Raw genomic sequence first — 21123 nt, 5'->3', positions numbered from 1 at the left:
CGGTGAAGGGCCGGCCGAAAATTTTGAGCCAGGATTCCGATTACCTACGCTGCCGGTATGCGGCTGCTGCGCTCCACCGACCTCGCCCTGCGGGTCCTCATGCGCCTCGCCGTGGCCGGCGACACCAACCCGACGACCCGGGACGTCGCGGCGGCCATGGACGTGCCGTACACCCACGCCGCGAAGGTCGTCGCCGAGCTGCGGCACATGGGGCTGCTCACCGCCCGGCGAGGCCGGGGCGGTGGCCTGTCCCTCACCGAGAAGGGCCGCGACGCCTCCGTGGGCGGCCTGGTCCGCGCCTTCGAGGGCGAGGGGGACGTCGTCGACTGCGACGGCGCCGTCGGCACGGCGCCCTGCCCCCTGCGCTCCGACTGCCGGCTGCGCGGCGCGCTGCGGCGGGCCCAGGAGGCGTTCTACGCCTCGCTGGACCCGCTGACGGTCGCGGACCTCACCGCGGACCCGACGGGCCCCCTGCTGCTGGGCGTTCCGCGCGTCCGCTGACGTCCCGCCGGCTCACCGGGCGAGCCACAGATCCGGCCCGAACACCTCGTAGTGCACGTCCGCCGGGGCCACACCCTTGGCGATCAGCTGCTCGCGGACCATGCGCATGAACGGCAGCGGACCACACAGGTACGCGCGCGTGCCGGGCGCGACCGGCACGTCCGCGAGGTCCACGTACCCGGTGCCGGCGCCCGCCGGGGCGTCCTGCTCGTACCAGAACCGCACGGTGGCGTCAGGCAGCTTCGCCGCGTAGCCCTCGTGGTCCGTGCGCAGGGCGTGGTCGGCGGGCGAGCGGTCGCCGTGCACGACGGTGACCGGGGCGCGGTGCCCGGAGTCGGCGAGGTGCCCGAGCATCGCGACCATCGGGGTCACGCCGATCCCGGCGGAGGCCAGCAGCAGCGGGGTGTCGTCGCCGGCGTCCAGCACCAGGTCGCCGTACGCCTCGGACAGCTCGAGGACGTCGCCCGCACGGACGTGCGCGTGCAGGTGGTCGGACACCTCGCCGTCGGGCGCCCCGTCCTCGTGCACCCGCTTGACGCTGAACTGCCGCAGGCCGTCGCCGGGCGCGCCGGAGAGGCTGTACTGGCGTATCTGGCGGGCGCCGTCCGCGAGCGGGACCCGCACGGAGACGTACTGACCCGGGCGGAAGCCGCGCACCGGGCCGCCGTCGGCCGGACGCAGCCGGAAGGTCACCACGTCGGCGGTCTCGGTGACCCGCTCGACGACCTCCCAGGGCCGCCAGGCCGCCCCGCCGCGCTCCTCGTACAGCCGCTTCTCGACGGCGATCAGGGCGTTCGCCATCAGCCAGTAGACCTCGTCCCAGGCGGCGGCGACCTCGGGCGTGACCGCGTCGCCCAGCACGTCGGCGATGGCGGCGAACAGGTGCTCGTGGACGATCGCGTACTGGTCCGGGGTGACGCCGAGGGAGGCGTGCTTGTGGGCGATGCGCGACAGCATTGCGTCGGGGCGCTCGCCGGGGTGGTCCAGCAGGTGCGTGGCGAACGCCGCGACGGAACCCGCGAGCGCCTGGCGCTGGGTGCCGGCGGCCTGGTTGCCGCGGTTGAACAGGTCGCGCAGCAGCTCGGGGCGGGCGGCGAACATCCCGGCGTAGAAGCGCTCGGTGATCTCGCCGAGGGAGGCGCCCACGGCGGGAAGGGTGGCGCGGACGGTGACGGCGGACTGCTCGGACAGCATCGGGTCTCCTCGTGGCTCGGATGCCTGCGCCCTCATTAAAACTTGCATCCAGAACTCCAATTTAAGCGGGGGGTGTTTCGGGGGGCGGGGACCGGCCGGGCCGGGGGAGGGCGCCGCGGTGAGGGCCCCGCCCCGCCCGCTGTCGTGGCGGCCGCTCCGAAGGGGCAGGATGAGCGCAGGAGCCGTGCCTCCGACGGCCCCCGGCGGTTCAGGCCGCGGCCGGTCGCCCGACCGGGCCCGGCAACGCGTATGAAACGCTGGTGTGGTGGGATGCACGAGTGCCGGACCGTCTCCCGGGGGCCGGGAGGAACGGGCGGCCTGACCAGCAGGAATGGGGAAGCGGAAGATGGACAAGCAGCAGGAGTTCGTGCTCCGGACGTTGGAGGAGCGCGACATCCGGTTCGTACGCCTGTGGTTCACCGACGTCCTGGGCTTCCTCAAGTCCGTGGCCGTCGCCCCGGCCGAGCTGGAGCAGGCCTTCGACGAGGGCATCGGCTTCGACGGCTCCGCCATCGAGGGCTTCGCCCGCGTGCACGAGTCCGACATGATCGCCAAGCCGGACCCGTCGACGTTCCAGATCCTGCCCTGGCGCGCCGAGGCGCCCGGCACGGCCCGGATGTTCTGCGACATCCTCATGCCGGACGGCTCCCCGTCCTTCGCGGACCCGCGCTACGTCCTCAAGCGCGCCCTCGCCCGCACCTCCGACCTGGGCTTCACCTTCTACACCCACCCGGAGATCGAGTTCTTCCTGCTGAAGAACAAGCCGGTCGACGGCAGCCGCCCGACCCCGGCGGACAACTCCGGCTACTTCGACCACACCCCGCAGAACGTCGGCATGGACTTCCGCCGCCAGGCGATCACCATGCTGGAGTCGATGGGCATCTCGGTGGAGTTCTCCCACCACGAGGGCGCCCCCGGCCAGCAGGAGATCGACCTGCGCTACGCGGACGCGCTGTCCACGGCGGACAACATCATGACGTTCCGCCTGGTCATGAAGCAGGTGGCGCTGGAGCAGGGCGTGCAGGCGACGTTCATGCCAAAGCCGTTCTCCGAGCACCCCGGCTCGGGCATGCACACCCACCTCTCCCTCTTCGAGGGCGACCGCAACGCCTTCTACGAGTCCGGCGCGGAGTACCAGCTCTCCAAGGTGGGCCGCTCCTTCATCGCGGGCCTGCTGCGGCACGCGGCGGAGATCTCCGCCGTCACCAACCAGTGGGTCAACTCCTACAAGCGCATCTGGGGCGGCACCGAGCGCACGGCCGGCGCGGGCGGCGAGGCCCCCTCGTACATCTGCTGGGGCCACAACAACCGCTCGGCCCTGGTCCGCGTGCCCATGTACAAGCCCGGCAAGACCGGCTCGGCGCGGGTGGAGGTCCGCTCCCTCGACTCGGGCGCCAACCCGTACCTGGCCTACGCCCTGCTCCTCGCGGCCGGCCTCAAGGGCATCGAGGAGGGCTACGAGCTCCCGCCGGGCGCCGAGGACGACGTCTGGGCCCTCTCCGACGCGGAACGCCGCGCCCTCGGCATCGAGCCGCTGCCGCAGAACCTGGGCGAGGCGCTCAGCCTCATGGAACGCAGCGACCTGGCCGCGGAGACCCTCGGCGAGCACGTCTTCGACTTCTTCCTGCGCAACAAGAAGCAGGAGTGGGAGGCGTACCGCTCGGAGGTCACGGCGTTCGAGCTGAAGAACCTGCTGCCGGTGCTGTAGGCGCGGGCGGGCGCCGGTTCACGCCGGGACGGCGGGTGGGGCGGACGGTCACCGACCGTCCGCCCCACCGTGCGTCCACGGGGCCGGTCGTGCGTGCGTGCCGTGCTCACGCGCGGCCCGGCGTCGCCCTGCGGGTCGCGGTCCGCGACGGACCAGGAGCCTTAACGACATGACGCGGGTCCGGTCGCCCGTCCTGCGGCCCGGCCGTCACCCCATCGTCTTCGCCCCGTCCAGCGCCTCCCGGACGATGTCCGCGTGGCCCGCGTGCTGGGCCGTCTCGGCGAGGATGTGCAGCAGCACCCTGCGCGCGCTCCACTCGGGCTGGCCCTCGAACCACGGCGCCTTCGGCAGCGGCCACGACACGTTCAGGTCGGGGAGGCCGGCGACGACCTCCTCGGTGCGGCGGGCCACCTCCGCGTACGCGTCCAGGACGCCGGCCAGCGTCTCACCGGGCAGCATCTTGAACTCGTCGGCCCGGCGCGCCCAGTCCTCCGGCGTCATGTCGTTGAAGTCGGGCCACGACGACGCTCCCTCCAGGATGAAGTCCACCCAGCTCCGCTCGGCCGCGGCGACGTGCTTGATCAGGCCGCCCAGGCACAGCTCGCTCACCGTCGTCCGCAGCCCCGCCTGCTCGGCGGTCAGGTCGCGGGTGGTGAGCCGCAGGAACTCCCGGTGCCGGGCGAGAACCACGAGCAGGTCGGCACGCTCGTCCGTGACGGCGGGGGTCTCGGGGGACTGGTCGGTGGTCAGCTGGTTCACGGTCATGGTCTCCGCCTTCATCGGTCAGTTCGGTGATCTCGTGCGCTGCGTGCCGTACGCGTCCGGCGCGACGAGAGACACGTTAGGAGCCTTGTAGGTCCGATCCGGTCCTACTTGCCCGGTCCTCCTTACGTCGTCCGCCGGGACGTCGTTCGGAGGCCTTCACTCCGTTCTCGCGCGGGACCTTGCCAGTCCGCGGCCGCTCCCTTACGGTCACGACACACAGACAGAAAGCGCTTTCTCCATCGATGGGTCAGGCTCACCCCGCCGGCCCGCATCGGTGCCACTGACATGCCCCTGACAGTTTCCATGACAGTGAACGACGAAAGGCGAAACGACCATGAGACGAGCAGTCGCCGTACGGCTCTCGGCGTTACTGGCCGCCGGGGCCCTGACGGCCGCCACCGGCGTGGCGCTGTCCAGCACCACCGCGTCCGCCGCCGCCGGAGGGGTCACCGGTTACGCGACCCAGAACGGCGGGACGACCGGCGGGGCGGGCGGGCAGACGGTCCGCGCCACCACCGGCACCGCCATCCACCAGGCCCTCTGCGGCCGGGCCAGCAGCTCGACCCCGATCACCATCCAGGTCGAGGGCACAATCAACCACGGCAACACGACCAAGGTGTCGGGTTCCAGCTGCAACACCGCCGCCGACAAGATCGAGCTGAAGCAGATCAGCAACGTCACCATCGTCGGCGTCGGCAACGGCGCGGTCTTCGACCAGCTGGGCATCCACATCCGCGAGGCCGGCAACATCGTCATCCAGAACGTGACGGTCAAGAACGTCAAGAAGTCCGGCTCGCCCACGTCGAACGGCGGCGACGCCATCGGCATGGAAAGCGATGTCAGGAACGTCTGGGTGGACCACGTGACGCTGGAGGCGTCCGGCGGTGAGTCCGAAGGCTACGACGGCCTGTTCGACATGAAGGACAACACCCAGTACGTCACGCTGTCGTACAGCGTCCTGCGCAACTCCGGGCGCGGCGGCCTCATCGGCTCCAGCGAGAGCGACCGCTCCAACGGGTACGTGACCTTCCATCACAACCTGTACGAGAACATCGACTCCCGCGCACCCCTGCTGCGCGGCGGCATCGCGCACATGTACAACAACCACTACAAGCGGCTGAACGACTCCGGCATCAACTCCCGCGCCGGCGCCCGCGCCAAGGTGGACAACAACTACTTCGAGGACTCCAAGGACGTCCTCGGCACCTTCTACACCGACGAGGCCGGCTACTGGCAGGTCGGCGGCAACGTCTTCGACAACGTCACCTGGGGCTCGCGCAGCGGCGACCACAACCCGGCGGGCCCGAACCCGACGTCGAACACGTCCGTGAGCATCCCGTACGGCTTCACCCTGGACGGGGCGAACTGCGTGCCGAGCGTGGTCGCGCAGACGGCGGGCGCGAACAAGGGCCTGAAGGTGTCGGACGGCAGCTGCACCCCGCAGAGCCCGGACCCGACCGACCCCGGTCCGACGGACCCGGGTGAGCCGACCGACCCCGGTCCCACCGACCCGCCCGCCGGCACCAACCTGAGCCTCGGCGCCGGCGCGGACGGTTCCTCCAAGGCCTCCGGCACCAGCTACGGCAACGTGGTCGACGGCAACACGGGCACGTACTGGTCACCGTCCGGCTCGACCGGCTCGGTCTCGGTGAAGTGGGGATCCGCCACCACCGTGTCCAAGGTGAACATCCGCCTGGCCTCCGGCTCCGGCACCATCGGCGCCTACCGCCTGCTCAACCACGACACGGGCGCGGTCCTGGCCGCCGGCAGCGGGGCGGGGGCGGTCAGCTTCACCCCGGTCTCCCTGCGCAAGATCACCCTGGAGATCACCAACGCCTCGGGCACCCCGCGCATCGCGGAGTTCGAGACGTACGCGAGCTGAACGGTGCGGGGGCCGTCCTCGCGGCGGCCCCCGGCCTCAGCGGCGCTGTGCGTGCCGTGCGAGCCGTGTGACACGAAGCGGCTCCACGCGGCGGACGTGAGGGTGAGGCGGGGGCCGTCGGGTGCCTTGGAGTCACGGACGTGGACGGATCCGAGGGCTATCGCGACCTCCACGCAGTCGTTGGGGTTGCTGCTGTCGCTGTAGCTGCTCTTGAACCACGTCAGATCGACGTCGACTCCGCCTGAGCCCGTGCGGTTCATGTATCCCCCAGAACTTGTTCGATGAAGGCCAGTGACTCCCGCGCGCTCAGCGCTTCGGCCCGGATGATGCCATGGCGCAATTCAAGGGTGCGCAGGTGACGAGGATCCGTGACAGGGCGGCTCCCGAACTCGTCGTCCGCCCGGCCCGCCGCTGTGCCGTCCTGGAACTTGAGTACTTGGATCCGGCGCCGGGAGGCCGCGGGGATGCGCGCCCTCGACTTCGCGGCGGTGAAGTACGGGGAGGACCTCGTCCACAAGGTCGAGAGCGGGAAACGGATTCCCCGGCCCGAGTACCTGGAGAAGGCGGAATCCTTTACCACGCGATTGGGTGAGGAGGCCCTTGACGAAAGCCGTCATGGTACAGGTCCTGTACCATGACGGCATGGCTCTGAAGCGCACCAATGTCTACGCGGATGACAGTGACCTGCTCCTGATCAAGGAGGCGGCGGCCCGCCTGGGAGTGTCGGAAGCGGAGATAATCCGCGAGGGCATCCACCGCATCGCTTTGGCCCACCGTGTGTGGGACGAGCCGTTCGTCTCCGACGAGGAGACCTTCGACCTCGGCGGTTCCGTGGACAAGGACGAAATCCGTTCGGCAGTGACGCGAGGGTACGAGCAGCGCGAGCGCCGGAACCAGGGCAACGCTGCGTGATCGCCATCGCCGACACGTCCGGCATTCTCACCCTGTTCAACCGGTCCGACCCGGCTCACCACGCTGTCAGGAAGGCCGCTGACCAGTGCGGCTTCCTTGTCGCCACCCCGCTCGCGCTCACCGAGGTACACCAGGTGGCCACCAGCCGCGCCGGGCGAGGGGCTGCCGACGCGATCGTTCGTTCCCTCACCGAACGCGTCCGGCAAATGCGGCTGGTCCTGGCTCCGCCGACTCCGGAGGTCATGGAAGCCGCGCTGGCCGTCCGGGCCCGGTACGCGTCAATGGATCTGGACCTGGTGGACGCGGTCAACGTTGCTCTCGCCGCCGAGTACGGTACGGACGCCATCATCACCAGAGATCTCAGGGACTTTCGGGCGTTGCGTCCGACGGGGGGCCGATACTCCTGCTTCCGGATCCTCCCCGACGATCTCTGACCGCTCGTCGACGAGTCAGGCCCCCGCCTGCTCCGACAGCAGCTTGTGCAGCGGCTCCGTCGCGCGGCGGCGGTACTCCTGGACCGCCCAGCCGTTTCCGTCGGGGTCGGTGAAGTGCATGAACGTGGCGCCGTCGGAGTCGGCGTAGCGGACCGGCTCGGAGATCTCCAGGCCGCGCGCGACGAACTCCGCGTGGGCCTTCTCGATGTCGGCGACGCAGAGCTGGAGACCCTGGTAGGTGCCGGGGGCCGGGGTGGGGCCCGGGGTCATCTCCCAGAGCGTCTCGCCGAGGGCGATCGAGCAGCCGGAGCCGGGCGGGGTCAGCTGGACGATGCGCATGCCCGGCATGACCTCCTGGTCGATGTCGACGTGGAAGCCGACCTTGTCGCGGTAGAAGTCCCGGGCCCGGTCGATGTCGCTCACCGGCAGCGGGATCACTTCGAGGGTCACGTCCATGAGAGCCTCCGGCTCCTTCGTCGGGTACCGCGTCAGGCGAACCGCCACCGGGTCTGGCTGAACGGCTCCCCCTTACCGAAGCCGAAAACGGTGTGCGGCGCCACCGAGAACACCACAGCCCGGCCCGGCCCGTGGTGGAAATGGCCGTCCCGGACGCCGAAGTGCCAGAAGTCGCCGTACTTCTCCTCCCACCGCGCGGCCAGACCGCGCAGACGCGCGTCGTCCGTGACGCGTTCCGCGCGGCCCTCCACGACCACGTCGTAGCCCCGCGCCCAGGTGTTGACGCCGGTGGTGAGCGCGACGTGCGGGTTCTCCGCCAGGTTGCGGGCCTTGCGCTCCCCGGGCCCGGTGCAGAAGTGCAGGGCGCCGGCCGACCAGACCGCCGGGAGCGGGGTGACGTGTGGCCGGCCGTCGGGACGCACCGTGGAGATCCAGAACAGCTCCGCCTCCGCGATCAGCCGCTCCACCTCCGTCCAGGGCGGCGCCCCGGCCGTCGGGTCGCTGTAGCGGGGGTCGACGCGGCCTTCCGGCGCGGCGGGGGTGTCGGGAACGTCGGTCATGGGAACTCCTCGACGGTCGGAAGGACGCGACCGCGAAGCCGCGGTCTCCCCATCAGACCCCGTCCGGCCCCGGAATTCACCGTGGGCCGCCCCAGGGCCGTGATCGTGTCCTCCGGTTAGGCTCAGGGCCGTACGACCCTGAACCACCGAGGCACGAGGGAGGCCGGGGATGACGTCGGCGCCGGGGCGCAGGAGCAGTATCTTCACGCGGCTGCTGCGGCACGGCTTCATCGATCCGTCGGCCGCCGAACGCCTCCTCGACAGCCCCGGGCTGGCGACCGTCCGCAACGACCCGGTGCTGCTGGACGCCCTCGGCGGCACCGCCGACCCCGACCTCGCCCTGCACGGCCTCGTGCGGCTGCTGGAGGCGCAGGACGGCGCCACCGACCGCCAGGAGCTGCTGGACACGGTGATAGCGGCCAAGCCGCTGCGCGACCGCCTCCTCGGGGTGCTCGGCGCCTCCGAGGCGCTCGCGGAGCACCTGGCCCGGCATCCCCGCGACTGGCAGGCCCTCGTCACCTACGAGCCGCGCGACCTGCACCCCGGCGTGGAGGAGTTCGAACGCGGCCTCGCCGACGCCGCCGACCCGGTCGCCCTGCGCGTGTCCTACCGCCGCTGCCTGCTCTCCATCGCCGCCCGCGACGTCTGCGGCACCGTCGACGTCTCCCAGACCGCCGCCGAGCTCGCCGACCTCGCCACCGCCACCCTGCGCGCGGCCCTCGCCCTGGCCGAGGCCGACGCGCCCGAGGACGCCGCGATGTGCCGGCTCGCGGTGATCGCTATGGGCAAGTGCGGCGGCCACGAGCTGAACTACGTCTCCGACGTCGACGTCATCTTCGTCGGCGAGGCGGCCGGCGACGCCGACGAGGACAAGGCGCTGCGTGCCGCGACCCGGCTGGCCTCGCACATGATGCGGATCTGCTCGGAGACCACCGTCGAGGGCTCCATCTGGCCCGTCGACGCCAATCTGCGCCCCGAGGGCCGCAACGGACCGCTGGTGCGCACCCTCGCCTCCCACCTCGCCTACTACCAGCGCTGGGCCAAGACCTGGGAGTTCCAGGCGCTGCTCAAGGCCCGTCCGGTCGCCGGCGACCTCGCGCTCGGCGAGGAGTACAGGGCCGCGCTGAGGCCGCTGGTGTGGCAGGCCGCCGAGCGGGACAACTTCGTCGCCGACGTGCAGGAGATGCGCCGCCGGGTCGTCGCGAACATCCCCGCCGCCGAGGTCGACCGCCAGCTCAAGCTCGGGCCCGGCGGCCTCAGGGACGTCGAGTTCGCCGTGCAGCTGCTCCAGCTGGTGCACGGCCGCGCCGACGCCTCCCTGCGCAGCGGCACCACCCTCGACGCGCTGAAGGCGCTCGCCGCCGGCGGCTACGTCGGCCGCGCCGACGCCGCCCAGCTCGACGACGCCTACCGCTTCCTGCGCTCCCTGGAGCACCGCATCCAGCTCCACCGGCTGCGCCGCACCCACCTCGTCCCCGAGGACGAGGCCGACCTGCGGCGCCTCGGCCGCTCCCTGGGGCTGCGCACCGAGCCGGTGGCCGCCCTGACCCGCGAGTGGCGCCGGCACACCTCCGTGGTGCGGCGGCTGCACGAGAAACTTTTCTACCGGCCGCTGCTGGACGCCGTCGCCGCGCTCGCCCCCGGTGAGGCCCGGCTCAGCGCGGAGGCGGCCCGCGAGCGCTTGGTCGCCCTCGGTTACGCCGACCCCGCCTCGGCGCTGCGCCACCTGGAGGCCCTCGCCTCCGGCGTCACCCGCAAGGCCGCCATCCAGCGCACCCTGCTGCCGGTGCTGCTCGGCTGGTTCGCGGACTCAGCCGACCCGGACGCCGGCCTGCTGAACTTCCGCAAGGTCTCCGACGCACTCGGCAAGACCCCCTGGTACCTGAGGCTGCTGCGCGACGAGGGCGCCGCCGCGGAGAACCTCGCCCGGGTGCTGTCCGCCGGGCGGCTCGCCCCCGACCTGCTGATGCGCGCCCCCGAGGCGGTCGCTTTGCTCGGCGACGGGGACGGCGGCGGACTCACGCCGCGCTCCCGCGCCTCCCTGGAGCAGGAGGTCCTCGCCGCGGTCCGCCGCGCGGACAACGCCGTCCAGGGCGTCACGGCCGCCCGCGGGGTGCGCCGCCGCGAGCTGTTCCGCACCGCCGCCGCCGACATCGTCGGCTCCTACGGCACCGAGTCGCAGCCCGCCGAGGCCGACCAGGGCGCCCTGGTGGACCTGGTGGGCGGCGCCGTGTCCGACCTGACCGCCGCCACCCTCGCGGGCACGCTCCGCGCGGTGGTCCGCGAGGGCTGGGGCGACACCCTCCCCACCTGGTTCACGGTCATCGGCATGGGCCGCTTCGGCGGGCACGAGCTGGGCTACGGCTCCGACGCGGACGTCCTGTTCGTGCACGAGCCGCGTGAGGGCGTGAGCGAGCGGGAGGCGTCCGAGGCGGCGAACAAGGTGGTCGCCGAGATGCGCAGGCTGCTCCAGGTGCCGAGCGCGGACCCGCCGCTGCTGATCGACGCCGACCTGCGCCCGGAGGGCAAGTCGGGCCCGCTGGTGCGCACCCTCGGCTCCTACGAGGCGTACTACCGGCGCTGGGCGCTGGTCTGGGAGCGGCACGCGCTGCTGCGCGCCGAGCCCGTCGCCGGGGACGACGAGCTGGGCCGCCGCTTCATGGAGCTGATCGACCCGTTGCGGTACCCGTCCGGCGGGCTGGACGAGGACGCGGCCCGGGAGATCAGGCGGCTGAAGGCCCGTATGGAGTCCGAGCGGCTGCCGCGCGGCGCGGACCCCAAGCTGCACGCCAAGCTGGGGCCGGGCGGGCTGTCCGACGTGGAGTGGACGGTGCAGCTGCTCCAGCTGCGGCACGGCGCCGAGGTGCCGGGGCTGCGGACGACCCGCACCCGCGAGGCGCTGGCCGCCGCCCGGGAGGCCGGGCTGATGTCCGAGGAGGACGCCGGCACCCTCGACGAGGCCTGGGTGCTGGCCACCCGCGTCCGCAACGCGGTGATGCTGGTCCGCGGCCGGGCGGGGGACACCTTCCCCACCGTGCCCCGGGAACTGGCCGCCGTCGGCCGCTACCTGGGCTACGGATCCGGCCACGCCGGCGACATGCTCGACGCCTACCGCCGCACGGCCCGCCGCGCGCGGGGCGTGGTGGAGGAGCTGTTCTACGGCGGGCTGTAGCCGTCGCGCGTGCCGCGCCCGCGGGGACGACTCGCAATCCGTGGAGTGCGACGGGCCTTCGCGGGCGCGGCGCCCGCGGGGAACGCCGTACTCCTCTTCGGCCCGGACAAGCTCCCGCAGGCGGCCGTCGCTCCCTCGTGAGGCGCGCACCGTCGTCCGTCGACGGGCCTCACCGGTGCCCGCTCGAGGCCCTGGTTCCGCGGGCGGCGCGGCCCGGAGCCCTCCGCGCGGGAGCGCCGGGGTCCGGGGCCGGGGCCCGGAGTCAGTCCCGCTTCTGCACCGGCACGCGTTCCGGGGCGGCCGGCTCACGGCGTCTCGTGGCCGCGTCGTCCGGGAGGTGGCGGGGGAGGGCCGAGGGGCGGCGGCCGTACCAGGCGTGGGCGACGCCGTAGCCGACGGCGAGGCACAGGACGCCGCCGACGGCGTCCAGCCAGAAGTGGTTGGCGGTGGCGACGATGACCACCAGGGTGAGCACCGGGTAGACCAGGCCCAGGACCCGCACCCACGGCACCGAGGCCAGCGCGAAGAGCGTGAGCCCGCACCACAACGACCAGCCGATGTGCATGGAAGGCATCGCCGCGTACTGGTTGGAGACGTTCTTCATGTCACCCGAGGCCATCGAACCCCACGTCTGGTGGACCAGCACGGTGTCGATGAAGTTCTGGCCGTTCATCAGCCGCGGCGGGGCCAGCGGGAAGAGGTAGAAGCCGACCAGGGCGAAACCCGTGGTGACGAACAGGACCAGCCGGGTCGCCGCGTACCGGCCGGGGTGTCTGCGGAACAGCCACACCAGCACACCCAGCGTCACCACGAAGTGCAGGGTCGCGTAGTAGTAGTTCATCCCGACGATGAGCCAAGTCACCGAGTTCACCGCGTGGTTCACGGACTCCTCGAACGCCGTGCCGAGCCGGCCCTCGAGGCGCCAGATCAGATCGGCGTTGCGCAGCGCCTCCGCCCGCTGCTCGGGCACCGCGTTGCGTACGAGCGAGTACGTGGCGTAACTCACCGCGATGAGCAGGATCTCGAACCACAACCGGGGGCGGCGGGGAGCGCGGAGGCGGCGCAGGCGACCTGTCCCCGTCGTCTCCTCGACGGGGATCGCTGTGGCCGGTTCACGGCCCTCCAGCGTCGTCACAGTCGAGTCACCCATGGGCACAGAGTCTGCCAGAAAAGACCTCTCGGTCAGATCATCCCCCGGGCGGGTCCGGCCCGCATGTTCTGCCCCGGGAACAGGCCTTCCGTCTCCTCCTCGGGCAGGGCGCACCGACGCCCGCTCTCCGCCTCAAGGACGATTGCGCTCCCCGGGCGCCGACGCCGTCGAACCCCGCACCACCAGCTCGGGCATGAACACGAACTCGCTGTGCGGCGCGGGGGTTCCGCCGATCTCCTCCAGCAGCGTGCGCACCGCCGCCTGCCCCATCGCCGGGACCGGCTTGCGGACGGTGGTCAGCGGCGGGTCGGTGAAGGCGATCAGCGGCGAGTCGTCGAAACCGACCACCGAGATGTCGTCCGGCACCTCGAGCCCGCGCTGCCGGGCCGCCCGGATCGCGCCCAGCGCCATCATGTCGCTCGCGCACACCACGGCCGTGCAGTCCCGGTCCATCAGCGCGCTGGCCGCGGCCTGGCCGCCCTCGAGCGTGTACAGCGAGTGCTGGATCAGCTCCGTCTCGACGGTCTGCGCGCTCAGCCCCAACTGCTCCTGCACGGCCCGGACGAAGCCCTCTATCTTGCGCTGCACCGGCACGAACCGCTTCGGCCCGAGCGCCAGCCCGATCCGGGTGTGCCCGAGGGACGCGAGGTGGGTGACGGCCAGCGCCATCGCGGCCCGGTCGTCGGGGGAGATGAACGGGGCCTGCACCTTCGGCGAGAAACCGTCCACGAGCACGAACGGCACGCCCTGCGCCCGCAGCCGCTCGTAGCGCTGCATGTCGGCGGTGGTGTCGGCGTGCAGTCCGGAGACGTAGATGATGCCGGCGACCCCGCGGTCCACCAGCATCTCGGTCAGCTCGTCCTCGGTCGAGCCGCCGGGGGTCTGGGTGGCGAGCACGGGGGTGTAGCCCTGCCGGGTCAGCGCCTGGCCGATCACCTGGGCCAGCGCCGGGAAGATCGGGTTCTCCAGCTCGGGCGTGATGAGCCCGACGAGACCCTCGCTGCGCTGCCTCAGCCGCACCGGGCGCTCGTAGCCCAGTACGTCCAGGGCGGCGAGCACGGACTGGCGGGTGGTGGCGGCGACGCCCGGCTTCCCGTTCAGGACCCGGCTGACGGTCGCCTCGCTCACCCCCGCCTGAGCAGCGATATCAGCAAGCCGTGTGGTCACAGGACCGGACTGTATCTGCCGGTTGTCGCCTTGCACACCGATCGGACGCCTGGTGCGCGCCGTGGGACGGCCCGTGGTGGGCTGCTGGCTCATCGCGATCCCTCAAGTCGTGGTCGGCGTCCGCTCCGCAACGGATGATTCCCCCGGCGGCAGCGGATGGCAAGTGCTTGCAGAGTCTTGCACAACAGTCCGAACCCCAGGCGTACGGGCGGAAACCGCGGTTGCGCCACGGTCGAGAACGGGTCACGGCGGCATAACTGTCGCGGGCCCTTGCAAAACTTTTCTGCAAGGTCTTTCGGAAAAGTTCCATCGCTGTTACGTTCACGTCGCCCGGCCGCCGCAACGGCGCAGTCGGCACCTCGCGGGACGGCAGACGGGGCCGTTCCCGCCTCACGGGCTTAACCCTCAAGGAGAACCTCATGCGGCGTGGCATAGCGGCCACCGCGCTGGTGGCGTCCCTCGCCCTCGCGGCGACGGCCTGCGGCGGCGACAGCGACAGCGGCGACAAGGCCGGCGGCCCGGTCACCATCACCTGGTGGGACACCTCCAACGCGACCAACGAGGCGCCGACGTACAAGGCCCTGGTCAAGGAGTTCGAGGCCGCCAACAAGGACATCAAGGTCAACTTCGTCAACGTCCCGTTCGACCAGGCGCAGAACAAGTTCGACACCGCCGCCGGTTCCAAGGGCGCCCCCGACGTGCTGCGCTCCGAGGTCGGCTGGACCCCCGCGTTCGCCAAGAAGGGCTTCTTCCTGCCGCTGGACGGCACCGAGGCGCTCGCCGAGCAGGACAAGTTCAAGCCCAACCTGCTCGAGCAGGCCAAGTACGAGGGCAAGACCTACGGCGTCCCGTTCACCACGGACACCCTCGCTTTCGTGTACAACAAGGCGCTGTTCGCCAAGGCCGGCGTCGAGGCGCCCAAGACCTGGGACGACCTGAAGAAGGCCGCCGCCACCGTCAAGGACAAGACCGGCGTCGACGGCTACTGGGGCTCCACGGCCGGCTACTACGCCCAGCCGTTCCTGTACGGCGAGGGCACCGACATGGTCGACGCCGACGCCAAGAAGATCACCGTCAAGTCCGCCGAGGCCAAGAAGGGCTACGGCACCTGGCTGAGCCTCTTCGAGGGCAAGGGCCTGCACAAGGCGGACGTGACCGCCGACGCCTACACCCACATCCAGGACGCCTTCGTCAACGGCAAGGTCGCCTCGATCATCCAGGGGCCGTGGGAGATCACCAACTTCTACAAGGGCTCCGCCTTCAAGGACAAGAACAACCTCGGCATCGCCACCGTCCCGGCCGGCTCCGCCGGCAAGGCGGGCGCCCCCACCGGCGGCCACAACCTCTCGGTCTACGCCGGCTCCAGCAAGGAGAAGCAGGAGGCCGCGCTGAAGTTCGTGAAGTTCATGACCTCGGCCAAGGCGCAGGAGACCATCGCGCTGAAGAACTCCACGCTGCCGACGCGTGACGACGCCTACACCGAGCAGGTCAAGGCCGACCCCGGCATCGCCGGCTACCAGACGGTCCTCTCGGCCGCCCAGCCGCGCCCGGCGCTGCCCGAGTACAGCTCCCTGTGGGGCCCGATGGACGACGAGCTGCCGCAGATCGCCAGCGGCAAGGAGTCCCTGGACAAGGGTCTGAACGACGCGGAGGCCGCGTTCACCAAGCTGGTGCCGGACTTCTCCAAGTAATGCCCGCGTGGCCGCCGGACCCGCTTCAGGAGGGGAGGGTCCGGCGGCCGCCGGTCTGTGTGCCGTACTCCTTGATCATCCAGAAGGTGCCGAACCATGACAGTCGCCATCGACCGCGCGACCGGCAAGCGCCGCGGTGACCGCGCGCCCCGCCCCGGGCCGGGCCAGCGCCTGAAGCACTCCTACCAGAAGCACTGGTACGCCTACGCCATGGTCGCGCCGGTGGCCCTCGTGCTCGGCGTCATCGTCCTGTACCCCCTCGGTTACGGCTTCTACCTCACGCTCACCGACGCGGACAGCCTCAACTCGGCGCGCACCATCGGCGTCAACGAGATCGAGGCCACCTACAAGTTCATCGGACTCGACAACTACGCCGAGATCCTGTGGGGCGAGACCGCCTACGACCGGTTCTGGTCGCACTTCATCTGGACGATCGTGTGGACGGCCGCCTGTGTCGCCCTGCACTACGGCATCGGCCTGGGCCTCGCGCTGCTGCTCAACCAGAAGCTGCGCGGCCGCACCTTCTACCGGCTGATCCTCATCCTGCCCTGGGCCGTGCCGACCTTCGTCACCGTCTTCGGCTGGCGCTTCATGCTCGCCGACGCCGGCATCATCAACTCCGGCCTCGACTTCCTCGGCCTGCCCACCCCGGCGTGGCTGGAGGACACCTTCTGGCAGCGGTTCGCCGCGATCATGGTCAACACCTGGTGCGGTGTGCCGTTCATGATGGTCTCCCTGCTCGGCGGACTGCAGTCCATCGACAGCACCCTCTACGAGGCGGCCGAGATGGACGGCGCGAGCGCCTGGCAGCGGTTCCGCCACGTCACCCTGCCCGGCCTGCGCTCGGTCAGCTCCACCGTGGTGCTGCTCGGCGTCATCTGGACGTTCAACCAGTTCGCGATCATCTTCCTGCTGTTCGGCAACACCGCGCCGGACGCGCAGATCCTCGTGACCTGGGCCTACCAGCTCGGCTTCGGGCAGCAGCCGCGCGAGTTCGCCGAGTCCGCGGCCTACGGCATGCTGCTGCTGGCCATCCTGATCGTCTTCACGTCCTTCTACCGCCGCTGGCTGAACCGCAACGACCAGCAGCTCGCGATCTGAGGCGGGAGTCCCCATGAGCACCTCGACCCTCCCCACCGCCGCCGAGGCCGGCCCGCCCGCCGGCGAGCGGACCGCCGCGCCCCGCAAGGGCAGCCGGCGCGGTGAGGTCAGCCCTCTGGGCCGCCTCACCTCCCACGGCATCCTGATCGTGGCCAGCCTGATCGCGCTGTTCCCGGTCGCCTGGCTGGTGTTCCTGTCCCTCGGCCCCGACAAGGACGACTATCTGCGTCCCGGCGGGATCTGGGGCAAAATGACACTGGACAACTACTCGTTCGTGCTGCAGAACACGAACTTCTTCGACTGGCTGAAGAGCTCGCTGATCGTGTCCCTCGGGACCACGGTCATCGGCGTCCTGGTGGCGGCCACCACCGGCTACGCGGTCTCCCGCATGCGCTTCCCGGGCTACAAGAAGTTCATGTGGATACTGCTGGTCACCCAGATGTTCCCGGTGGCCGTGCTGATGGTCCCGATGTACCAGATCCTGTCGGACCTGCAGCTCATCGACAGCTATCTCGGCCTGATCCTCGTGTACTGCTCCACGGCGGTGCCGTACTGCGCCTGGCTGATGAAGGGCTATTTCGACACCATCCCGTTCGAGATCGACGAGGCGGGACGCGTCGACGGACTGACCCCGTTCGGCACGTTCACGCGGCTGATCCTGCCGCTCGCCAAGCCGGGACTCGCGGTCGCCGCGTTCTACAGCTTCATCACCGCGTTCGGCGAGGTCGCCTTCGCCACGACGTTCATGCTCGACGACAAGAAGTACACGCTGGCGGTGGGTCTGCAGAGTTTCGTGAGTGAGCACGACGCTCAGCGGAATCTGATGGCCGCGACCGCGGTCCTGATCGCGATACCCGTGTCCGCGTTCTTCTATCTCGTGCAGAAGAACCTCGTCGCCGGCCTGACGGCTGGTGGCACCAAGGGGTAAGTACGGGGGACTTCTGCCGTCGGCCTGGTGTCGCTTCGTCGTGGCTGGTCGCGCAGTTCCCCGCGCCCCTTCGGGGGCGCTGCCCCTCCCTGGGCCCGGGGCGGTTGCGGTGGCCATCCGACCCCGCTGTCACCGCAACCGCCTCGTTTCGCCGCCCGCACCCACTCGCTTACCTGCCCGACCTCGTATCAAGGACGACATGAGCCAGCACTCCGCCGCCCCGGCCCCGACCCCCACGACCGACTCGGCCGTCGCCACCGTCGCGCGGCGCCGTGACTGGTGGCGGGACGCGGTGATCTACCAGGTGTACCCGCGCAGCTTCGCCGACAGCAACGGCGACGGCATGGGCGACCTGGAAGGCATCCGCTCCCGTCTGCCGTACCTGCGCGACCTCGGCGTGGACGCCGTGTGGCTGAGCCCCTTCTACGCCTCCCCGCAGGCCGACGCCGGCTACGACGTCGCCGACTACCGCGCCGTCGACCCGATGTTCGGCACCCTGCTGGACGCGGACGCGCTGATCCGTGACGCGCACGCGCTGGGCCTGCGGATCATCGTGGACCTGGTGCCCAACCACTCCTCCGACCAGCACGAGTGGTTCAAGCGCGCCCTCGCGGAGGGCCCCGGTTCGCCGCTGCGCGAGCGCTACCACTTCCGTCCCGGCAAGGGCGAGAACGGCGAACTGCCGCCCAACGACTGGGAGTCGATCTTCGGCGGTCCGGCCTGGACCCGGGTCACCGAGCCCGACGGCACCCCCGGCGAGTGGTACCTGCACCTCTTCGCTCCCGAGCAGCCCGACTTCAACTGGGAGCACCCGGCGGTCGGCGACGAGTTCCGCTCCATCCTGCGCTTCTGGCTGGACATGGGCGTGGACGGCTTCCGCATCGACGTGGCCCACGGCATGGTGAAGGCCGAGGGTCTGCCGGACCTGGGCTCGCACGACGAGCTGCGGATGCTGGGCAACGATGTCACCCCGTTCTTCGACCAGGACGGCGTGCACGACATCTACCGGCAGTGGCGCCTCATCCTCGACGAGTACTCCGGTGAGAGGATCTTCGTCGCCGAGGCGTGGACCCCGACCGTCGAGCGCACCGCCAACTACGTCCGCCCGGACGAGCTGCACCAGGCGTTCAACTTCCAGTACCTGGCGACGCACTGGGACGCGGCCGAACTGCGCGAGGTCGTCGACCGGACCCTGGACTCGATGCGCCCGGTCGGGGCCCCGGCCACCTGGGTGCTGTCCAACCACGACGTCACCCGGCACGCCACCCGCTTCGCCAACCCGGCCGGTCTCGGCACCCAGATCCGCGAGGCCGGCGACCGTGAGCTGGGCCTGCGCCGGGCCCGCGCGGCGACCCTGCTGATGCTGGCGCTGCCCGGCTCGGCCTACGTCTACCAGGGCGAGGAGCTCGGCCTGCCGGACGTCGTCGACCTGCCGGACGAGGTGCGCCAGGACCCGGCGTACTTCCGCGGCGCGGGCCAGGACGGCTACCGCGACGGGTGCCGGGTGCCGATCCCGTGGACCCGCGAGGGCTCCTCGTACGGCTTCGGCGACGGCGGCAGCTGGCTGCCGCAGCCGAAGGGCTGGGGCGAGCTGAGCGTCGAGGCGCAGACCGGGGTGCCCGGCTCCACGCTGGAGCTGTACCGTTCGGCGCTCGCAGTGCGCCGCGAGCAGGCGGACCTGGGCGCGGGCGACGGGGTGGAGTGGCTGCCGGCGCCCGAGGGCGTGCTGGCCTTCCGGCGCAGGGACTTCGTGTGCGTGGCCAACACCACCGGCGTCCCGGTGACCGTGCCCGCCCACGGACGGGTGCTGCTCACCAGCGGCGAGGTGGAGGAGACGGGCGGTGAGGCCGTGGTCGCGGCCGACACGACCGTGTGGTGGACGACGGCCTGACGGTCGTACGCCTCACAACTTTTTTCCTTCAAGTTGGTACGGCCCGCTGCCCTTTCGGGTTGCGGGCCTCTAACATCTGCGTTGCCGCAAGGTTGCTGAACTTTTCTGCAAGAAGCTTCAACCACCCTGTGGCGGTACTCCCCACACCCTTCGATGAAGAAGGATCCCCACATGGCACGCAGAACCCTCGCCGGGATAGCCGCCCTCGCGGCCGCCTCGGCTGTCATGACCCCGACAGTTGCAGAGGCCTCCCCGCCCGGTTCCAAGGACGTCACGGCCGTCCTCTTCGAGTGGAACTTCGCCTCGGTCGCCCGCGAGTGCACCACCACCCTCGGCCCCGCGGGCTACGGCTACGTGCAGGTCTCCCCGCCCGCCGAACACATACAGGGCTCCCAGTGGTGGACGTCGTACCAGCCGGTGAGCTACAGGATCGCCGGACGTCTCGGCGACCGCACCGCCTTCAAGAACATGGTCGACACGTGTCACGCGGCCGGCGTGAAGGTCGTCGCCGACACCGTCATCAACCACATGTCCGCCGGCAGCGGCACGGGCACCGGCGGCTCGTCGTACACGAAGTACGACTACCCGGGCCTGTACTCCTCCTACGACTTCGACAACTGCACGTCGGAGATCAACAACTACGGCGACCGCTGGAACGTCCAGAACTGCGAACTGGTGGGCCTCGCCGACCTCGACACCGGCGAGGAGTACGTCCGCAGGACCATCGCCGGGTACATGAACGACCTGCTCTCCCTCGGCGTGGACGGCTTCCGCATCGACGCGGCCAAGCACATGCCGGCCGCCGACCTGGCCAACATCAAGTCGCGGCTGACCAACCCCTCCGCCTACTGGAAGCAGGAGGTCATCCACGGCGCCGGCGAGGCGGTCCAGCCCGCCGAGTACACCGGCACCGGCGACGTCCAGGAGTTCCGCTACGCCTACGACCTCAAGCGTGTCTTCAACAACGAGAACCTCGCCTACCTGAAGAACTACGGCGAGGGCTGGGGCTACCTGAAGAGCGGCTCCGCCGGCGTCTTCGTCGACAACCACGACACCGAGCGCAACGGCTCCACGCTCAGCTACAAGGACAACGCGAACTACACCCTGGCCAACGTCTTCATGCTGGCCTGGCCCTACGGGGCCCCGGACATCAACTCCGGCTACGAGTTCACGGACCACGACGCCGGACCCCCCAACGGCGGCCGGGTGGACGCCTGCTGGCAGAGCGGCTGGAAGTGCCAGCACAACTGGCCGGAGATCAGGTCGATGGTGGCCTTCCGCAACGCCACCCGCGGCCAGGCCGTCACCGACTGGTGGGACAACGGCGGCGACGCCATCGCCTTCGGCCGGGGCAGCAAGGGCTTCGTGGCGATCAACCACGAGTCCGGCTCCCTGACCCGCACCTACCAGACCTCCCTCCCGGCGGGCACGTACTGCGACGTGCAGGGCAACAAGCCGGTGACGGTGGACGGTTCGGGCCGGCTCACCGCGACCCTCGGCGGCGACACCGCCCTCGCGGTGTACGCGGGCAAGAGCGGCTGCTGAAGCACGACAACGACGTCCGGCGGCCGGTTCCCAGGCCGCCGGACGTCGGCGCGTTCCCGTCGGCCG

The 21123-nt window shown here is 70.8% G+C and carries 17 protein-coding genes and 3 pseudogenes; 12 read left to right on the top strand and 8 right to left on the bottom strand.

Annotated features, from left to right (window positions below; genetic code table 11):
• Positions 1 to 57: 57 nt before the first annotated feature.
• Positions 58 to 501 (top strand): Rrf2 family transcriptional regulator, encoded by a 444-nt coding sequence (locus ACF1AG_RS01495; RefSeq protein ID WP_033272872.1) that lies wholly within the window; start codon positions 58 to 60, stop codon positions 499 to 501.
• A gap of 12 nt (positions 502 to 513) precedes the next feature.
• Here ACF1AG_RS01495 and ACF1AG_RS01490 read toward each other — a convergent pair whose 3' ends face one another.
• The gene (locus tag ACF1AG_RS01490; RefSeq protein WP_387794665.1) at positions 514 to 1695 is read right to left on the bottom strand and encodes a globin domain-containing protein; all 1182 of its coding nucleotides are present in this window, start codon (positions 1693 to 1695) and stop codon (positions 514 to 516) included.
• 346 nt (positions 1696 to 2041) lie between these two features.
• Between ACF1AG_RS01490 and glnA the strand changes: the two genes are divergently transcribed.
• Complete coding sequence (gene glnA, locus ACF1AG_RS01485) at positions 2042 to 3403, top strand: type I glutamate--ammonia ligase (RefSeq protein ID WP_163086998.1); 1362 nt, start codon at positions 2042 to 2044, stop codon at positions 3401 to 3403.
• A 207-nt stretch (positions 3404 to 3610) separates the two neighbouring features.
• On the opposite strand, the gene ACF1AG_RS01480 is transcribed toward glnA, so the two are convergent.
• A complete protein-coding gene (locus tag ACF1AG_RS01480; RefSeq protein WP_359602432.1) occupies positions 3611 to 4168 on the bottom strand; it encodes a DinB family protein in 558 nt (185 codons plus the stop codon).
• Between the two features lie 334 nt (positions 4169 to 4502).
• On the opposite strand from ACF1AG_RS01480, the gene ACF1AG_RS01475 reads away from it, so the two are divergent.
• On the top strand, positions 4503 to 6050 hold the full coding sequence (locus ACF1AG_RS01475; RefSeq protein ID WP_359602430.1) for a pectate lyase: 1548 nt from the start codon (positions 4503 to 4505) through the stop codon (positions 6048 to 6050).
• Positions 6051 to 6109: 59 nt separating this feature from the next.
• Here the strand turns inward: ACF1AG_RS01475 and ACF1AG_RS01470 are convergent.
• Positions 6110 to 6310 (bottom strand): annotated as a pseudogene (locus tag ACF1AG_RS01470) (DUF397 domain-containing protein); the annotation flags it as partial.
• Positions 6307 to 6492 (bottom strand): annotated as a pseudogene (locus ACF1AG_RS01465) (transcriptional regulator); the annotation flags it as partial. The pseudogenes ACF1AG_RS01465 and ACF1AG_RS01470, both read right to left, overlap by 4 nt.
• A 4-nt stretch (positions 6493 to 6496) precedes the next feature.
• Here ACF1AG_RS01465 and ACF1AG_RS01460 point away from each other — a divergent pair.
• The 3 genes and pseudogenes from ACF1AG_RS01460 to ACF1AG_RS01450 form a co-directional block, all read left to right on the top strand.
• Positions 6497 to 6619, top strand: a pseudogene (locus ACF1AG_RS01460) (transcriptional regulator); the annotation flags it as partial.
• A gap of 73 nt (positions 6620 to 6692) precedes the next feature.
• Complete coding sequence (locus tag ACF1AG_RS01455) at positions 6693 to 6962, top strand: CopG family transcriptional regulator (RefSeq protein ID WP_359602428.1); 270 nt, start codon at positions 6693 to 6695, stop codon at positions 6960 to 6962.
• Positions 6959 to 7396, top strand: coding sequence for a PIN domain-containing protein (locus tag ACF1AG_RS01450; RefSeq protein WP_359602427.1), 438 nt, complete (start codon positions 6959 to 6961; stop codon positions 7394 to 7396). The genes ACF1AG_RS01455 and ACF1AG_RS01450 overlap by 4 nt, the downstream gene beginning before the upstream one ends.
• 15 nt (positions 7397 to 7411) lie before the next feature.
• On the opposite strand, the gene ACF1AG_RS01445 is transcribed toward ACF1AG_RS01450, so the two are convergent.
• Together ACF1AG_RS01445 and ACF1AG_RS01440 are read right to left on the bottom strand one after the other, a co-directional pair.
• Complete coding sequence (locus tag ACF1AG_RS01445) at positions 7412 to 7852, bottom strand: VOC family protein (protein WP_359602425.1); 441 nt, start codon at positions 7850 to 7852, stop codon at positions 7412 to 7414.
• Positions 7853 to 7884: 32 nt separating this feature from the next.
• On the bottom strand, positions 7885 to 8412 hold the full coding sequence (locus ACF1AG_RS01440) for a pyridoxamine 5'-phosphate oxidase family protein (RefSeq protein WP_359602424.1): 528 nt from the start codon (positions 8410 to 8412) through the stop codon (positions 7885 to 7887).
• Positions 8413 to 8581: 169 nt separating this feature from the next.
• Here ACF1AG_RS01440 and ACF1AG_RS01435 point away from each other — a divergent pair, with 169 nt between their 5' ends.
• Positions 8582 to 11584, top strand: coding sequence for a bifunctional [glutamine synthetase] adenylyltransferase/[glutamine synthetase]-adenylyl-L-tyrosine phosphorylase (locus ACF1AG_RS01435; RefSeq protein WP_391809168.1), 3003 nt, complete (start codon positions 8582 to 8584; stop codon positions 11582 to 11584).
• A gap of 262 nt (positions 11585 to 11846) precedes the next feature.
• On the opposite strand, the gene ACF1AG_RS01430 is transcribed toward ACF1AG_RS01435, so the two are convergent.
• Positions 11847 to 12734 carry a phosphatase PAP2 family protein gene (locus ACF1AG_RS01430; protein WP_359602420.1) on the bottom strand — a complete coding sequence of 296 codons (888 nt, stop codon included), beginning with the start codon at positions 12732 to 12734 and terminating at the stop codon, positions 11847 to 11849.
• A 132-nt stretch (positions 12735 to 12866) separates the two neighbouring features.
• Complete coding sequence (locus tag ACF1AG_RS01425; protein ID WP_359602418.1) at positions 12867 to 13901, bottom strand: LacI family DNA-binding transcriptional regulator; 1035 nt, start codon at positions 13899 to 13901, stop codon at positions 12867 to 12869.
• A 419-nt stretch (positions 13902 to 14320) separates the two neighbouring features.
• Here ACF1AG_RS01425 and ACF1AG_RS01420 point away from each other — a divergent pair, with 419 nt between their 5' ends.
• The 5 genes from ACF1AG_RS01420 to ACF1AG_RS01400 all read left to right on the top strand — a co-directional run bounded on the left by ACF1AG_RS01420 (position 14321) and on the right by ACF1AG_RS01400 (position 21057).
• On the top strand, positions 14321 to 15592 hold the full coding sequence (locus ACF1AG_RS01420) for an extracellular solute-binding protein (protein ID WP_359602416.1): 1272 nt from the start codon (positions 14321 to 14323) through the stop codon (positions 15590 to 15592).
• A 96-nt stretch (positions 15593 to 15688) separates the two neighbouring features.
• Positions 15689 to 16693 (top strand): sugar ABC transporter permease, encoded by a 1005-nt coding sequence (locus tag ACF1AG_RS01415; RefSeq protein WP_359602414.1) that lies wholly within the window; start codon positions 15689 to 15691, stop codon positions 16691 to 16693.
• Positions 16694 to 16706: 13 nt separating this feature from the next.
• Positions 16707 to 17621 carry a sugar ABC transporter permease gene (locus tag ACF1AG_RS01410; RefSeq protein ID WP_359602413.1) on the top strand — a complete coding sequence of 305 codons (915 nt, stop codon included), beginning with the start codon at positions 16707 to 16709 and terminating at the stop codon, positions 17619 to 17621.
• Positions 17622 to 17820: 199 nt separating this feature from the next.
• Positions 17821 to 19512: a glycoside hydrolase family 13 protein gene (locus ACF1AG_RS01405; RefSeq protein ID WP_359602411.1), complete on the top strand. Its 1692-nt coding sequence runs from the start codon at positions 17821 to 17823 to the stop codon at positions 19510 to 19512.
• Positions 19513 to 19683: 171 nt separating this feature from the next.
• On the top strand, positions 19684 to 21057 hold the full coding sequence (locus tag ACF1AG_RS01400; RefSeq protein WP_391809167.1) for an alpha-amylase family protein: 1374 nt from the start codon (positions 19684 to 19686) through the stop codon (positions 21055 to 21057).
• Positions 21058 to 21123 lie beyond the last annotated feature (66 nt).

This window comes from Streptomyces sp. NPDC014764 (assembly GCF_043082785.1).
GTDB classification, from domain to species: domain Bacteria; phylum Actinomycetota; class Actinomycetes; order Streptomycetales; family Streptomycetaceae; genus Streptomyces; species Streptomyces althioticus.
This window is presented reverse-complemented; position numbering and strand designations above follow the sequence as displayed.

Bases quoted from the DNA above. Each gene is read 5' to 3' on its own strand.
- ACF1AG_RS01495 (WP_033272872.1), top strand. From the start codon at position 58: ATGCGGCTGCTGCGCTCCACCGACCTCGCCCTGCGGGTCCTCATGCGC.
- ACF1AG_RS01475 (WP_359602430.1), top strand. From the start codon at position 4,503: ATGAGACGAGCAGTCGCCGTACGGCTCTCGGCGTTACTGGCCGCCGGG.
- glnA (WP_163086998.1), top strand. From the start codon at position 2,042: ATGGACAAGCAGCAGGAGTTCGTGCTCCGGACGTTGGAGGAGCGCGAC.
- ACF1AG_RS01430 (WP_359602420.1), bottom strand. From the start codon at position 12,734: ATGGGTGACTCGACTGTGACGACGCTGGAGGGCCGTGAACCGGCCACA.
- ACF1AG_RS01400 (WP_391809167.1), top strand. From the start codon at position 19,684: ATGGCACGCAGAACCCTCGCCGGGATAGCCGCCCTCGCGGCCGCCTCG.
- ACF1AG_RS01445 (WP_359602425.1), bottom strand. From the start codon at position 7,852: ATGGACGTGACCCTCGAAGTGATCCCGCTGCCGGTGAGCGACATCGAC.
- ACF1AG_RS01480 (WP_359602432.1), bottom strand. From the start codon at position 4,168: ATGACCGTGAACCAGCTGACCACCGACCAGTCCCCCGAGACCCCCGCC.
- ACF1AG_RS01490 (WP_387794665.1), bottom strand. From the start codon at position 1,695: ATGCTGTCCGAGCAGTCCGCCGTCACCGTCCGCGCCACCCTTCCCGCC.
- ACF1AG_RS01440 (WP_359602424.1), bottom strand. From the start codon at position 8,412: ATGACCGACGTTCCCGACACCCCCGCCGCGCCGGAAGGCCGCGTCGAC.
- ACF1AG_RS01410 (WP_359602413.1), top strand. From the start codon at position 16,707: ATGAGCACCTCGACCCTCCCCACCGCCGCCGAGGCCGGCCCGCCCGCC.
- ACF1AG_RS01435 (WP_391809168.1), top strand. From the start codon at position 8,582: ATGACGTCGGCGCCGGGGCGCAGGAGCAGTATCTTCACGCGGCTGCTG.
- ACF1AG_RS01405 (WP_359602411.1), top strand. From the start codon at position 17,821: ATGAGCCAGCACTCCGCCGCCCCGGCCCCGACCCCCACGACCGACTCG.
- ACF1AG_RS01415 (WP_359602414.1), top strand. From the start codon at position 15,689: ATGACAGTCGCCATCGACCGCGCGACCGGCAAGCGCCGCGGTGACCGC.
- ACF1AG_RS01420 (WP_359602416.1), top strand. From the start codon at position 14,321: ATGCGGCGTGGCATAGCGGCCACCGCGCTGGTGGCGTCCCTCGCCCTC.
- ACF1AG_RS01455 (WP_359602428.1), top strand. From the start codon at position 6,693: ATGGCTCTGAAGCGCACCAATGTCTACGCGGATGACAGTGACCTGCTC.